Annotated in this window: 15 protein-coding genes and 2 pseudogenes; 7 read left to right on the top strand and 10 right to left on the bottom strand. The window is 67.6% G+C overall.

What is annotated here, in order from left to right; translation table 11 throughout:
* Window positions 1-60 precede the first annotated feature (60 nt).
* A complete protein-coding gene (locus GD429_RS28755; protein WP_152862075.1) occupies window positions 61-351 on the bottom strand; it encodes a DUF4148 domain-containing protein in 291 nt (96 codons plus the stop codon).
* Between the two features lie 102 nt (window positions 352-453).
* Between GD429_RS28755 and GD429_RS28760 the strand changes: the two genes are divergently transcribed.
* On the top strand, window positions 454-897 hold the full coding sequence (locus tag GD429_RS28760) for a hypothetical protein (RefSeq protein WP_227791779.1): 444 nt from the start codon (window positions 454-456) through the stop codon (window positions 895-897).
* A gap of 203 nt (window positions 898-1,100) precedes the next feature.
* Here GD429_RS28760 and GD429_RS41900 read toward each other — a convergent pair.
* Window positions 1,101-1,277: pseudogene (locus tag GD429_RS41900) on the bottom strand (porin); the annotation flags it as partial.
* A 138-nt stretch (window positions 1,278-1,415) separates the two neighbouring features.
* Here GD429_RS41900 and GD429_RS28770 point away from each other — a divergent pair.
* Window positions 1,416-1,691: a DUF4148 domain-containing protein gene (locus GD429_RS28770; protein WP_152862077.1), complete on the top strand. Its 276-nt coding sequence runs from the start codon at window positions 1,416-1,418 to the stop codon at window positions 1,689-1,691.
* A 66-nt stretch (window positions 1,692-1,757) separates the two neighbouring features.
* Entirely contained in the window at window positions 1,758-2,261 is a 504-nt protein-coding gene (locus GD429_RS28775) for a hypothetical protein (RefSeq protein WP_152862079.1), read from the top strand.
* 18 nt (window positions 2,262-2,279) lie between these two features.
* Here the strand turns inward: GD429_RS28775 and GD429_RS28780 are convergent, their stop codons facing one another.
* Window positions 2,280-3,575, bottom strand: coding sequence for an O-acetylhomoserine aminocarboxypropyltransferase/cysteine synthase family protein (locus GD429_RS28780; RefSeq protein ID WP_152862081.1), 1,296 nt, complete (start codon window positions 3,573-3,575; stop codon window positions 2,280-2,282).
* A gap of 149 nt (window positions 3,576-3,724) precedes the next feature.
* Between GD429_RS28780 and GD429_RS28785 the strand changes: the two genes are divergently transcribed.
* On the top strand, window positions 3,725-4,393 hold the full coding sequence (locus GD429_RS28785; RefSeq protein ID WP_152862082.1) for an O-methyltransferase: 669 nt from the start codon (window positions 3,725-3,727) through the stop codon (window positions 4,391-4,393).
* A gap of 24 nt (window positions 4,394-4,417) precedes the next feature.
* Here the strand turns inward: GD429_RS28785 and GD429_RS28790 are convergent, their stop codons facing one another.
* The 6 genes and pseudogenes from GD429_RS28790 to GD429_RS28820 all read right to left on the bottom strand — a co-directional run bounded on the left by GD429_RS28790 (window position 4,418) and on the right by GD429_RS28820 (window position 9,629).
* Window positions 4,418-5,566 carry a DUF1176 domain-containing protein gene (locus tag GD429_RS28790; protein ID WP_193727225.1) on the bottom strand — a complete coding sequence of 383 codons (1,149 nt, stop codon included), beginning with the start codon at window positions 5,564-5,566 and terminating at the stop codon, window positions 4,418-4,420.
* 258 nt (window positions 5,567-5,824) lie between these two features.
* Window positions 5,825-5,953 (bottom strand): annotated as a pseudogene (locus GD429_RS28795) (nucleotidyltransferase); the annotation flags it as partial.
* Window positions 5,954-5,955: 2 nt separating this feature from the next.
* Complete coding sequence (locus GD429_RS28800; RefSeq protein WP_152862086.1) at window positions 5,956-7,179, bottom strand: RtcB family protein; 1,224 nt, start codon at window positions 7,177-7,179, stop codon at window positions 5,956-5,958.
* A gap of 362 nt (window positions 7,180-7,541) precedes the next feature.
* A complete protein-coding gene (locus GD429_RS28810; protein ID WP_152862088.1) occupies window positions 7,542-8,129 on the bottom strand; it encodes a nuclear transport factor 2 family protein in 588 nt (195 codons plus the stop codon).
* A gap of 98 nt (window positions 8,130-8,227) precedes the next feature.
* Entirely contained in the window at window positions 8,228-8,989 is a 762-nt protein-coding gene (locus GD429_RS28815) for a class I SAM-dependent methyltransferase (protein ID WP_152862090.1), read from the bottom strand.
* A gap of 13 nt (window positions 8,990-9,002) precedes the next feature.
* Window positions 9,003-9,629, bottom strand: a complete 627-nt coding sequence (locus tag GD429_RS28820; RefSeq protein WP_152862092.1) for a LysE family translocator — start codon at window positions 9,627-9,629, stop codon at window positions 9,003-9,005.
* A gap of 171 nt (window positions 9,630-9,800) precedes the next feature.
* On the opposite strand from GD429_RS28820, the gene GD429_RS28825 reads away from it, so the two are divergent.
* The 3 genes from GD429_RS28825 to GD429_RS28835 all read left to right on the top strand — a co-directional run bounded on the left by GD429_RS28825 (window position 9,801) and on the right by GD429_RS28835 (window position 12,235).
* Window positions 9,801-10,601 (top strand): AraC family transcriptional regulator, encoded by an 801-nt coding sequence (locus tag GD429_RS28825; protein WP_152862094.1) that lies wholly within the window; start codon window positions 9,801-9,803, stop codon window positions 10,599-10,601.
* Window positions 10,602-10,713: 112 nt separating this feature from the next.
* Window positions 10,714-11,133 carry an ATP--cob(I)alamin adenosyltransferase gene (locus tag GD429_RS28830; protein ID WP_152862096.1) on the top strand — a complete coding sequence of 140 codons (420 nt, stop codon included), beginning with the start codon at window positions 10,714-10,716 and terminating at the stop codon, window positions 11,131-11,133.
* 109 nt (window positions 11,134-11,242) lie between these two features.
* A complete protein-coding gene (locus tag GD429_RS28835) occupies window positions 11,243-12,235 on the top strand; it encodes a LysR family transcriptional regulator (RefSeq protein ID WP_321574946.1) in 993 nt (330 codons plus the stop codon).
* Between the two features lie 303 nt (window positions 12,236-12,538).
* On the opposite strand, the gene GD429_RS28840 is transcribed toward GD429_RS28835, so the two are convergent.
* A complete protein-coding gene (locus GD429_RS28840; RefSeq protein WP_152862098.1) occupies window positions 12,539-13,459 on the bottom strand; it encodes a LysR substrate-binding domain-containing protein in 921 nt (306 codons plus the stop codon).
* Between the last annotated feature and the right edge of the window lie 11 nt (window positions 13,460-13,470).

Raw genomic sequence — 13,470 nt, forward strand, 5'->3', positions numbered from 1 at the left:
GCGTTCGCCGCCAGGCGGTTGCGCGCGGCACGTTGCCCGCAGTCATGCGACCGAGCGGCATCAACGCGTCGCCAGGTTGTCGTGGTTATCGGCCTGCGGCGCCTTCTCGCCGCCATGCGCCGAAATCCCGTGAAGCTCCTTGTTGCGCGCGATCATCTCGGCGGTCGGCGGGTACTGCGTCTTGCTCGTCGGCACGACGCCGTCGTGCTGCGCCTGCTTCAGTTCGTTGACCACCTGCGCGCGGGTCTTGCCCTGCGTTTGTGTCTGCGTCTGTGCGAACGCGGCCTGCGTGGCCATGCCGAGCGACAGCGTGGCGGTGACGAACAGTGCTGCGAGTTTTGCCGTTTTCATTGAGTTCTCTCCTTGATCAGGGTCGCCGGGTGGCGAACCATGAAGCCAGTATGCGAAAGCAGCCGTGCGCCACCGTGATCGGGAGATGAAAAAAAAGTCAGATTGCGCGACGCGGCGGCGCGCCGTACGCGCTCGATCGACGTGACGCAATCGTCATGTTCGCGTCATGAGCGCGATGAGCGGAAAGCGGAACATGAAGCCTGCCGATGGCCCGTGCGGCCGATGGCATTTGCGCCGTTCGCGCCAGCAGCATCGAAAGCGGGCGGTCCTGTTCTGACTTTCATTCCGGACCGAAACGTGCATCGTCCCGACATTCGCCTATCGTTGATCGCAGTCCTGATCGTCCCGTTGTTCGCGGGCTGCGTATCGCAACGTTCCGATACCGGCACGACCGCGTCGGCCGCGTCGTCCGCCGCGCGCAAGCCGGTGCCGGCCGATCTCATGCCCGGCGAGCAGATCGACTATGCCGGGCACCGCTGCGGCAATCCGAACCTGTACGTGAAGACGCATCCGTGTTTGTTTCCGCAACGCAGTCCAACGCCCTGATCGTCCGGCTCGCGACCAAAAAAAGGCCCGGTACTCGATGAGTCCGGGCCTAACGCGTGATCGTGCCGTACGACAGCGACCCGCTGCGTGGGTGGGAACGGGCATGGCCCGCTACCGTTCCGATCGTAGCGATACGACGCTTCGTGAACCTGATCGGAACATGAAATTTTTGTCACGCAAGCGCGAGCGCACCGCCGCCGCGATCACAACCGGTGGCGCAACCCGATATTGACGATGCCTTGCGTGCGTGTTCCGCCGTAGCCATAGGTGCCGATCGACACCTGCGCCGGTTGCGTGCCGCCGTCGAGCGTGCGCTGTTCCCCGTTCGCGCGTTGCCACGCGCCGACCGAATAGCGATCGACGCGCTTCGACAGTAACCAATGACGAATTTAATTCGCACTGCGATGCAGCACATGCGTGAACCATGACGAAACCGTCATGCCGCGATCACGATCGCGCACCGCCGCCGAATCAAAGTGAAGGCTCCTGTCACGGATTTCCAGCAAGGAGCGAACGACATGAACATTCCGCGACCGATGATCGCCATGACCGTTGCCGCGCTGTCGATCGCGGCCTTCTCGCAGGCCGTGGCCGCGCAGGCGAAGACCCGGCAGGAAGTGCGTCAGGAACTGGCGCGCGCGCGGCACGACGGCGTGATCCCGAGCCCGAATCACGACTACCCGACGAGCCCGGCCGCCGTCGCGCGCAATCGGGAGATCCATCGCTCGACCGTCCACCGCGGCGAGAAGGCGCCGATGGTCGACGCGCACGACAACCGCTTCGCGGTACGTTGATCCGTCATTCACGGCCGGCCGCGACGACGCGGTTCGGCCGGTTCCCCCTCTGAAAAGGAGCGTGCCATGCGCACTATCGCAACAGGAATCGTGCTGGCTGTCTGCTTGATGTCGACGGCCGCGATGGCGGCCGGTTGGCCGGAACGTGCGCTTTCGCATGCGTCGGCGCACGACCCCGGCCGCCGCGCGAACGAGCGGATGCGCTGCGAGTTCGCGGCCGTGCCGTCGGGCGAGTGGAGTGCAACGTTTGCGCGCGGACAATGCGAGGTCGACAACGGCCGGCTGACCTTCGTGCCGGCCGACGCGGGCGGCGAGCCGAAGGTCGCGGAGAAGCGGATCGTGCTGGGCGATGTCCGTACCGCGTCGTATCAGTCGCGCAAGTTGAAGGAGCAGCTGCAACTGACGACACGCGACGAAGTGATCGCGCTGAACGTGCTGACCGACGACGGCAGCCGCAAATCGCGCGAGCATGCGATCGAACTGTGGGCCGCGCTGCGCAATGAGGGCGTTACGCCCGTGAACGGCACGCGCATCGTCGACACGTATCCGGCGGGCGCGACGACGTGGTAGCCGGCGCGCCCGTTCCGCTCAAAGTTGCGCGAGCGCCTGGTCGAGATCGGCGAGCAGGTCGTCGATATGCTCGATGCCGATCGACAGCCGCACCGTTTCCTCCTTCACGCCGGCCTTCGCGAGCTCGGCCGGCGACAGTTGCCGGTGCGTCGTCGATGCCGGGTGCGTCGCGAGCGACTTCGTGTCGCCGATGTTGACGAGCCGCGTGAACAGCTTCAGCGCGTCCTGGAACTTCGCGCCGCCGTCGCGGCCGCCCTTCACGCCGAACGTCAGGATGCCCGGCGCGCGGCCCGACAGGTAGCGCGCGACGAGCGGATGGTCGGGGTGATCGGGCAGCCCCGCATAGTTCACCCACTCGACCTGCTCGTGGCGCGCGAGATGCCGCGCGATCTTCAGTGCGTTGTCGCTGATCCGTTCGACGCGTAGCGCGAGCGTTTCGATGCCCTGCAGGATCTGGAATGCGTTGAACGGCGAGATCGCCGCGCCCATGTTGCGCAGCGGCACCACGCGCGCGCGGCCGATATAGGCGGCCGGCCCGAACGCCTCCGTATAGACGACGCCGTGATAGCTGACGTCCGGCTCGTTCAGCCGCTTGAAGCGGTCCGCGTGCTCGGCCCACGGGAACTTGCCCGAATCGACGATCGCGCCGCCGAGGCTCGTGCCGTGCCCGCCGAGATACTTCGTCAGCGAGTGCACGACGATGTCCGCGCCGTGCTCGAACGGGCGCAGCAGGTACGGCGACGGCACGGTGTTGTCGACGATCAGCGGGATCCCGTGGCGATGCGCGATTTCCGCGAGCGCGGCGATATCGGTGACGTTGCCGAGCGGGTTGCCGACCGATTCCGCGAAGATCGCCTTCGTGCGCGCGTCGATCAGCGGCTCGAACGACGCGGGGTCGCGCGGATCGGCGAAGCGCGTCGTGATCCCGTATTGCGGCAGCGTATGCGCGAACAGGTTGTAGGTGCCGCCGTACAGCGAACTCGCGGACACGATGTTGTCGCCGGCTTCGGCGATCGTCTGGATCGCATACGTGACCGCGGATTGCCCCGACGCGAGCGCAAGCGCGCCGATGCCGCCCTCGAGCGCGGCGATCCGCTTCTCGAGCACGTCCGTCGTCGGGTTCATGATTCGCGTATAGATGTTGCCCTGGACCTTCAGGTCGAACAGGTCGGCGCCGTGCTGCGTGTCGTCGAATGCGTACGCAACGGTCTGGTAGATCGGTACGGCGACCGCGCGCGTGGTCGGGTCGGGACGATAACCGCCGTGCACGGCGATGGTTTCGAGGCGCCAGTTCGAAGAGGCCTGATCGGTCATGGGTGCTCCGTCTGTTGTTGTGAAGTTCGAGAGGTACGGCCGTCCGGCGATTATAGGAGCACGTGTGCTGCCGTCCTTAGAACGATTGGTTTGTTGCTTATGGGGATGCCGCGCATAGAATGCCTTTTTCCGCAGACAGGAGGCGTGCGATGGATCAGGACCAGTGGAATCAGGTGGATGCGTATTTTTCCGCGACGCTCGTGCCGTCCGACGATGCGCTCGACGCCGCGCTGGCGGCCAGCCACGCGGCCGGGCTGCCCGCGATCAACGTCGCGCCGAACCAGGGCAAGCTGCTGCAACTGCTCGCGACGATCCGCGGCGCGCGGCGCATCCTCGAGGTCGGCACGCTCGGCGGCTACAGCACGATCTGGCTCGCGCGCGCGTTGCCGCCGGGCGGCACGCTCGTGACGCTGGAACTGAACCCCGAGCATGCGAAGGTCGCGACGCGGAACATCGCGCGCGCCGGGTTCGCGGAGGTGGTGTCGGTGATCGTCGGCAGCGCGAAGGACAGCCTCGCGCGGCTCGTCGATGCGGGTGACGCGCCGTTCGATTTCATCTTCATCGATGCCGACAAGGACAACAACCCGGTCTATCTCGACGCGGCGCTGAAGCTGTCGCGGCCCGGCACGGTGATCGTGGTCGACAACGTCGTGCGCGGCGGGCGCGTGGCCGATACGGACAATCGCGAGCCCGATGTGGTCGGCGTGCGGGAAGGCTTCGCGCGGCTCGCGGCCGAGCCGAAGCTCACGACGACGGCCGTGCAGACGGTCGGACAGAAGGGCTGGGACGGGTTCTCGATTTCGATCGTCGGCGCGTGACGTGATGGCGGCGCGCCACGCGCGTCAGCGGTTTCCCGTCGCGTCGGCCCGGCGATACAGGCGCGGCCATTGATCCTGGAACAGGCCGTTGCAGGTGCCGTGCGTCGCGATGTCGGCGAGCAGGAAGCGCCGGCCGTCGAAGATCCACGACGCGGTCGAGCCGCAATCGCCGGCACTGCGCAAGCGGACCTTGCTCGACAGCATCGCGCCGGCGGGATCGTAGCCGGCGTCGGTCAGTTCATTTGCGAAGGATGCCGAATCGAGGCCCGCGTTCGCGTTCTCGCCGAAGTTCATCGCCGTCGGTGCATACGGCGCCGACCGTCGCACGCGGTACCACAGGTCGGTGTGGTTATACAGGCTGCTGGTCTGGCACGGGATCGCGACGAGCGCCTCGTCGGCCGAGATCGCCACGGCGCGTGACGCCTTCCTGCGATCGCCGGCCGACATTTCGTCTTCGACATCGGCGGCGCATTGCTTCACGTCGGCGCCGAATTTCGCGAGCACGGCATCGACGAGCGGGCGCTGTTCGGCGGCCGACAGGCTGGCGACGGGCGGCGCCGGAACGACGGCCGGCGGCAACACCGGCGCGGCCGGCACCGACGACGCGGGCCGGTTGCCGGGGCGCAGCAGCGCCGTGACCGTGCCGACGCGGCCCTGCGTGTCGTCGATCAGCAGCAGCGCGGCATTCAATCCCGACAGCGGCATGTGCGGCGTTTGCGCCGATGCCGGATCGCCGAAGCTCAGCAGTTGCGCATTGCGCGACGCGGCGAGCCACGCGGCAACCGTTGCCGGATCGCTCGTGCGGATCCGGAACGGGTGCGCGTCGTCATTGTCCGGCTTGTCGCCGAACGCATGCCATTGGGCCGGCATCGCATCGAACGGGCGGCCATCGACGCGTGCCGTGCGCAGATCCAATGGCGCCGACGCGAAGATGTCGAGCGACGGTTGCGCGTCGGGGCCGGCATCGCGCGTCACGCGCAGGATGAGGTTGGCGCGTGCATCGTCGATATCGTCGGCGTGGCTTTCTGCAATGCAGCGGTTGCCGTTGTCGCAGACGACCGACCAGCTCTTGAAGTCGCGCTCGACGGGTGGCCGCGAAAGCGGGCGGGCCTGTGCAGCGAGCGGGGAAGCGGCGAGGAGGGTGGCGAGGGCGAGCGAAAGGCGGTGCGACATGACGGTTCGTATCGGCTGTGAATGGGCGGGCGGAAGACGTCGGACTGCAAGCGCATCGTCAGCAAGCGGTGCACGTCGAGTGCAGCGGCGCATGACGCGGCGCGTTTTGCCGAATGACGCCAAGTATACCGCCGCAACGGGTGGCAGCCGGCGCAACGACGCGTAGTGTGCGGGCACGCACTTTGCTCACCGGCGGCGGCCGGGCGCGTGCAGATGCGGAAACGGCGCGATGCCCGCAGGCATCACGCCGTTCGTCTTTCATCGACCGTCGAGTACGTCGCGCAGGAACGTATCGAGCATCGCCACGTCGCCCCACGGCCGCTTGTATTCGCGATCGTGTTCGGCATCGGCGAGCATCGTCTCGACGAGCGCATGGATCGCGCGCCGCGCTATCCTTTCACGCACACCACCTGGCGCAGCGTATGCACCACTTCCACGAGGCTGCGCTGGGCCGCCATCACCGCGTCGATGTCCTTGTAGGCCATCGGGATTTCGTCGACGACACCCGCGTCCTTCCGGCATTCGACGCCTTGCGTCGCCTTCACCTGATCGTCGGCCGTGAAGCGGCGCTTCGCTTCGGTGCGGCTCATCGTCCGGCCTGCGCCGTGGCTGCACGAGCAGAAGCTTTCCGGGTTGCCGAGCCCGCGCACGATGAAGCTCTTCGCCCCCATCGATCCCGGAATGATCCCGAGTTGCCCCTTCTGCGCGGACACCGCGCCCTTGCGCGTCACGAACACGTCTTCGCCGAAGTGGCGTTCGCGCTGCACGTAGTTGTGGTGGCAGTTCACCGCGTGCTCGTCGACCGCGAACGGCTTGCCGATCACGCCGCGCGCCGCGCCGATCACCGCGTCCATCATCGCCTGCCGGTTGCGCCGCGCGTAGTCCTGCGCCCAGCCGACCGCTTCGACGTAATCGTCGAAGTGCCGGCTGCCCTCGGTGAAATACGCGAGGTTGCGGTCCGGCAGGTTCGCGATGTGCCGGCGCATGTCCGCCTGCGCGAGTTCGATGAACAGGCTGCCGATCGCGTTGCCGACGCCGCGCGAGCCGCTGTGCAGCATGAACCACACGTGGTCCGCTTCATCGACGCACACTTCGATGAAGTGATTACCGGTGCCGAGCGTGCCGAGATGCGCGTAGTGGTTCGTCTTTTCCAGCTTCGGATACTTGTCGACGATCCGCTGGAAACCCGGCAGCAGCGATTTCCACGATTCGGTCACGGCGGCCGGCGTGCGATCGCCCCACGCGCCCGGATCGCGGCGGCCCGGCGCGCGGCCGTGCGGCACCGCGCGTTCGATCGCGCTGCGCAGCCCGGCCAGCGAGTCCGGCAGGTCGGACGCCGTCAGCGTCGTGCGCGCGGCCATCATCCCGCAGCCGATATCGACGCCGACCGCGGCCGGAATGATCGCGCCTTTCGTCGGAATCACGCTGCCGATCGTCGAGCCCTTGCCGAGGTGCACGTCCGGCATCACCGCGACGTGGCGGAAGATGAACGGCATCTGCGCGGTGTTGCGCAGTTGCGCGCGCGCTTCGTCCTCGACGGCGACGCCTTGCGTCCACATCTTCACCGGCTTGCCGTTCGCCAGTTCCATCAGTTGATAATCCATGTCAGCCATTTGCTTCACCTGATTCGTTCATTCGTGCGGCGCGGCATACCAGGGCATGACGCTTCCACATATTCTTGTCCTTTTCTTCGATGGCCGCTGGGTGACGCGCATCGTGCGGATCGCGGCGTTACCGCGTGCTCGACGTGTGCCGCGTGTCGGCGAGCCTGTCGGAAGCCGGGCGCACGCTGTTCGTGGTGTCGCGGCAGAGCAAGAAGCAGCCGAACGATGCGGATCGGCTGCGCAAGTATCTCGCGCGGTTCGGGCTGGATTGGGAGGGGGGCGGCTGGCGCTCGAAGCGGCGCGGTGAGCGCGGCGGCGGCACGGATGCCGCGCGGAGCCGAATGGCCCCGCGCGCACGCGGGCGGGTTCGGTCACGCCGCTGCCGCTGCCGCCTCCCGGAACGGCGCGATGAACGCCCAATCCGGCTGCGCCGCCGCCACATCCGCCAACCCGCACGCGAACGCCTGGACCGGCAGCCACGGATAGCCGAATGCCGCGTGCAGCGCATCGAGTTTCACCGACTGCGGATCGTCGATCGTATCCATCCGCGCGATATGAATGTGCAGCGCGGCAACCCGCGCAACGCCTTCGCCATCGCACGCGAACTGCCAGCGATACGTGCCGTGCCCGCTCCGCAACGCGCCGTTGTCCTTCTGCCGCATCACGACGAGCCACGGCATTGCGCTTACGCCGTGTTCGTCGACTGAGGGTTCCGCGCAGACGTAATAGGTCCGGCACCGCTCGAACCGCTCGCCGAATTCCTCGACCAGCGTGCGCGCAATGGCCGCCGCGCCCGTCACGCGCGGCGGAAAATCGATGTCGTCGTTCGCGAGCGAAAAGCTCAGCTCGGCATCGGCCGCGAAACAGTCGGCGATCAACGCGGGCCGGTTCAGGTCCTTCGCGCGCAGATAGCATTCGAGCAGCGCGCGAACCTGCGCGGGATGAAGCGGGAAGGGCATGGTCGAGTCTCCAGTATCGGGTTATCGGGCAGCACGCTCCGGCATGCGTATGCGGTGGCCGCGCTGCCGGTTGCGGGTTGACGTGATCGAACGCGCACTCACGCGCGGCAGATCGCGATGATCTCCGCGCTGGTTGCGTCGTCGAACGGTGCGTGTTGCCAGTCGCCGCACCAGTCGGCCGACGAGAATCCGGCCGCGGCTACGCGCGCCTGCAATTCGGGTTGCGCGATGAAGCGCAGCCGGCTCGTGTTCTTCAGCAACATGTCGTCGCGGCGGAAGCGGTAGTACGTGTCGAACGTCACGATCGCGCCGTCTACCGCGCGCACCGCATGATGGAGATCGACGACGCCGGATTCGCGCGACTCGACGCTATGTGCCGAATGCTCGGGCGTCCATGCGCGCCACGGCTCGACGCGCGGGTTGCGGGTATCGAACAGGAAGCGGCCGCCGTCGGCGAGCACGCGTCGCACGCCGCGCAACGTCGCGTCGATGTCGTCGTCGGTCAGCAGGCACTGGAATGCGTGCCCGGTCATCACGACCGCATCGAACGACGCGCCGGGCGGCAGGCCGACCAGATCGCACGCGATCCAGCGTACCGCGTCGGCGCCCGGCTGGCGTCGTGCGTAATCGATCATCGCCGGCGCGGGATCGATCGCGACGACGTCGTGCCCGGCCGACGCGAGCCGGCGCGCGAACGTGCCGGTGCCGCAGCCGAGATCGAGAATGCGTTGCCGCGCGGCGCCGATCACGGATGCGTAGAACGCGAAGTCGCGATCGCCCGCGTTGAACAGGTCGTAGACCGCGACGAGGCGCGGGTCGGTGTAGAGGGCTTCGTCGGCGGGCGCCGCGCGGGACGTCATGCGGCCGCGTGCATCAGCGCTGCTGCACGGCCACGCGCAGCCCGAGCGCGATGAAGATCGAGCCGATGATCTTCCCCTGCCAGCGCGTGAGCCATGTGAGCCGCTTCACGATGCGGCCGAGCGGGCGGATCGAGCATGCGATCAGCGACGTATAAAGCGAGCTGAGCACGACGAAGATCAGCCCGAGCACCGCGAACTGCACGAACGTCGAACCGCGTTCCGGATGCACGAACTGCGGCATGAACGCGAGGAAGAACAGCGCGGTCTTCGGATTCAGCACTTCGGCGGGAATCGCCTGCAGGTACGCGTTGAGCGGCGTGACGGGCGGCACCGTCGGCAGCGACGGGTCGGACGGTTTGTCGAGCAGCGCGCGCACGCCGAGATAGATCAGGTATGCGGCGCCGACCAGCTTCACGACGTTGAATGTGAGCGCCGACGTCATCAGCAGCGCGGACAGCCCGACGGCCGCGAACAGCGTATGCACGAAGTCGCCGCTTGCGACGCCAAGGCCGGTCAGGATGCCGGTCTTGCGGCCGCCCTGCACGGTGCGGCTCAGCACGAGCAGCACGGCGGGGCCGGGGATCAGGAACAGGCCCAGAACGACGGCCGTGAAGGTCGTCAGCGTGGTCAGGTCGAACATGGCGGCTCCGGCAGGTTGGCGCAGCGGCGGGGGATCGACGCATTGTATTCGGTTCGGCGCGCAGCCGCAGACGCAGCCCGCGAACCGCCCGGCGGCACCGGTACCTTTCTGGTATAAGCACGAAACGACGCGCGGGCACGGCGTCCGGTTTCCACCACCCCCTATCGTTTCATGCGCAAGCTTCCACCGACTACCGATCCCCCAGCGGACGCCGACGTCTACCACGTGCCGCGTCCGCTCGTCGTGTTCGGCGGCTCGGTCGTCGAGCCCGAGTGGCGGCTCGAGCGGCACAGCCATCGCCAGGCGCAATTGCTCTACACGCTGAGCGGCGTCATCTATTGCGAGATCGACGGCGGTGTGTGGAGTGCGCCGCCGCAATGCACGGTGTGGATTCCCGGCGACGTCCCGCATGCGGCGCGCGGTTCGGCCGGCGCGACCTTCTATGCGGTGCTGGTCGAACCCGATGCCGCGCTGGATTTGCCCGCGCGCTGCTGCACGCTGTCGATGTCGCCGCTGTTGCGCGAGCTGCTGCTGAAGGCGGCGAGCTTCCCGAACCTGTACGACGTCGACGGCCCGCAAGGGCGGCTGGTGGCGACGCTGCTCGACGAACTCGTCGCGGCGCCGGTCGAGGATCTGTACCTGCCGATGCCGGCCGACCGCCGGCTGCGCAAGCTGATCGACCATCTGCTCGACGATCCGGCCGACAAGTCGTCGCTGCCCGAACTCGCGCGGCGCGCGGGCGTCAGCGAACGCAGCCTGACGCGGCTCGCGACGAAGGAGCTCGGGATGAGCCTCGGCGACTGGCGCCGGCGGCTGCACGTCGCGCTGTCGCTGCGGATGCTGACGACCGGCCGCCGCGTGCACCAGATCGCGATCGATCTCGGCTACGAGAGCGCGAGCAGCTTCGTGACGATGTTCCGCAAGGCGACCGGCAAGCCGCCGACGCAATTCCTGACCGACCGGCAACGCTGAACGGCCGGTGCGCGCACGTTTGGCCGGAATGAAAAAGCGGTTGGCCGGGATGAAAAATGACGCGGTTGGCCTCGATCCATAAAATGAGAATCGTTCTCATCTGGAGGTCGACATGCAGATCGTCACGACTGAATTTCCGTTTGTCTGGTTGCGTTACAGCGGTTCGACGCACACCGACCCCGCCCACCTGTTCGTCGAACTCGACGCGTTGCTGGCGCGCCGCGAACGCTTCGTTCTTCTGACCGACGACGCGCCATCCGGCGACGATCGCGGCGCCGGCGATCACGAAATGCGCAAGCAGCTCGCGAAGTGGAGCAAGGCCAACCGCGCGCAGTCGCGCGAATGGATCCCCGCGATGATCGCGATCGAGCCCGACGCGGCGCGGCGCGTGGCGCTCGACGCGTTCTCGGGCGCGTTCGAGAAAGTCTGGGGCTACCCGTTGAACGCCGCGGCGACCCGCGACGATGCGCTCGCGCTGGCGCAACGGCTGCTCGACGAACCGGCGCGCGGCGCCGCGGCAGCGAACGGCTGAACCGGCTGAACCGGCCGCCGCGCCGGCGGCGCGGCTTTCCTCGACTCGACATGCATGCACGGCGCACGAATGCGCGCCGCGGCATGCTGCAACCACGCAGGGGTGTCCGGTGGACAATCCGATCCGCGCGATGCGCATCTTCACGCGCATCGTCGAAATGAACAGCTTTACGCGCGCCGCGCAGGCGCTCGGCATTTCGCGCGCGACCGCGACGCGGACCGTGCAGGAGCTCGAAGCGGCGCTCGGCATGCCGCTGCTGGTGCGCACGACGCGCGCGCTGCGTGCGACGCCCGAAGGCGACGCGTATTACCGGCGCTGCCTGCGCATCACGGCGGACGTCGACGAGCTCGAGGCCAGCATCCGCGGCGCCGCGCTGCATCCGAGCGGGCCGCTGCGCGTCGAATTGCCGGGATCGGTGGCGAGCGCGATCGTGTTGCCCGCGCTCGGGGAATTTCATGCACGGCATCCCGATCTCGTGCTGATGCTCGGCGTGTCCGGTCGCGCGGCCGACATGGTCGGCGACGCGGTCGACTGCAGCCTCCGGCTTGGCGCGCTACCCGATTCGTCGCTTGTCGCGCGCCGGCTCGGCATGCTCGAGCGCGTGACGTGCGCGAGCCCTGCCTATCTCGACCGCCTAGGAGTCCCGAGCACGCTCGACGATCTCGCCGCGCATCGCGCGGTCGGCGTGGCGTCCGTTTCCGGTCAGCGCACGGCCGAACTCGATTTCACGGTGGATGGCGCGGTGCGCAAGGTCCGGTTCGACGGCATCGTCAGCGTGGACGACGAGCACGCATATCTCGCGTGCGGCTTGCACGGCCTCGGCCTGATCCAGCCGCCGCGTGTCGCCGCGCAGCCGTTGATCGACGCGGGACGATTGCGGGAAGTGCTGTCGCGCTGGCGGCCCGATGCGGTGGCCGTGTCGGCCGTCTACGTGAAGCGCCCGCATGTGTCGCCCGGCGTGCGCGCGTTCGTCGACTGGATCGCGGAGCGGTTTGCGCAGGACCGGGAAGGTGTGGTCGTCGCGGGGCCCATGGCGCGACAGCCGGTGCCGGAAGCCGTCGAGATGAACGATCGCGAGGGCAGTCAGGTGGCGCTGGCGTGAACGAGAGGCGCTGAACGAGGAGCGCTGAACGAGGGGCGGTCAATCGTTCGCGAGATGGAACGCGCCGGCCATTCGCTCCTGCTCGCGGGCAGGCAGCGCGAGTCGCGTCGCAGGATGTAAATATTCTGGCGATTATTCGCGATGTTTCGCCAGAATATTTTCATTCTGATAACTGCCCAGGCGAGGCAAGCCCGTGTGCATCCGGAGCGAAGCGTGACCAGGTACAGAGCGATTCGGCCGTCGAGCGTTGTCCGGGCCGGACGCATGTAGTGACGGCGGCTTGTCCCAGCCTTGCGGTTTTCCCTACACCGTCCTCAATCGCCCCAATTCGTCCGCCAGAAAATCGACGAACGCACGAATCCGCGCGGACATCTGGTGACGTTGCGCGTACACCGCATAGATATCCGCGCTCGGCGTTTCATGGTCGGGCAGCACGACGACGAGGCGGCCGTCGGCGAGATAGTCGCGGAGGTCCCATTCCGCGCGCATCAGAATGCCATGCCCGTCGAGCGCCCACTTCACGGCGATCTCGCCGTCGTTCGTCGTCAGGTTGCCGTTGATCCGCACGGCTTCCGTGTGGCGTGCCGCGCCGCGTCCGCTCGTCAGGCGCCACACGCCATAGCCCTCGTCACCTTGCCGGATGCCGATGCAGTTGTGTCGCGTCAGGTCGTGCGGCGTGCCGGGCGTCCCGTGCCGCGCGAGATACGCGGGCGCCGCGCACAGCAGCCGGCGGTTCGGCGCGAGCCGCCGCGCGACGACGCGCGTGTCGGGCGGCTCGCCGAAGCGGATGCACACGTCGAACGCGTCGTCGGTGAGCGGCGGCGGCATCACCGACAACTGCAACTGCACCGACACCTCCGGATAGCACGCGACGAAACGCGAGATCGCGGGGCCGACGTGGCTGCGCCCGAAGCCGAGCGTTGCGTTCACGCGCAGCAGCCCCTTCGGGCGCTGCTTCGCGCTGCCGAGCAGCTCGCCGAGTTCGTCCATCTGGTCGAGGATCCGGCGCGCGTAGTCGAGATACACGGCGCCTTCGGGCGTCAGCATCATCCGCCGCGTCGTGCGGTTGACGAGCGTGACGCCCGCGCGCCGCTCCATCTGCGTGAGCCGCTTGCTGACGGCCGCCGCGGTCAGCCCGAGTTCGCGCGCGGCCGCGCTCAGGCTGCCCGACGCGGCCAGCGTCGAGAAGAAGCCGAGATCGGCCGGCTGGACAGTATCCGCCATGACGGGATTCA

This window comes from Burkholderia sp. BE17 (assembly GCF_009362305.1).
Taxonomy (GTDB): Bacteria; Pseudomonadota; Gammaproteobacteria; order Burkholderiales; family Burkholderiaceae; genus Burkholderia; species Burkholderia pyrrocinia_C.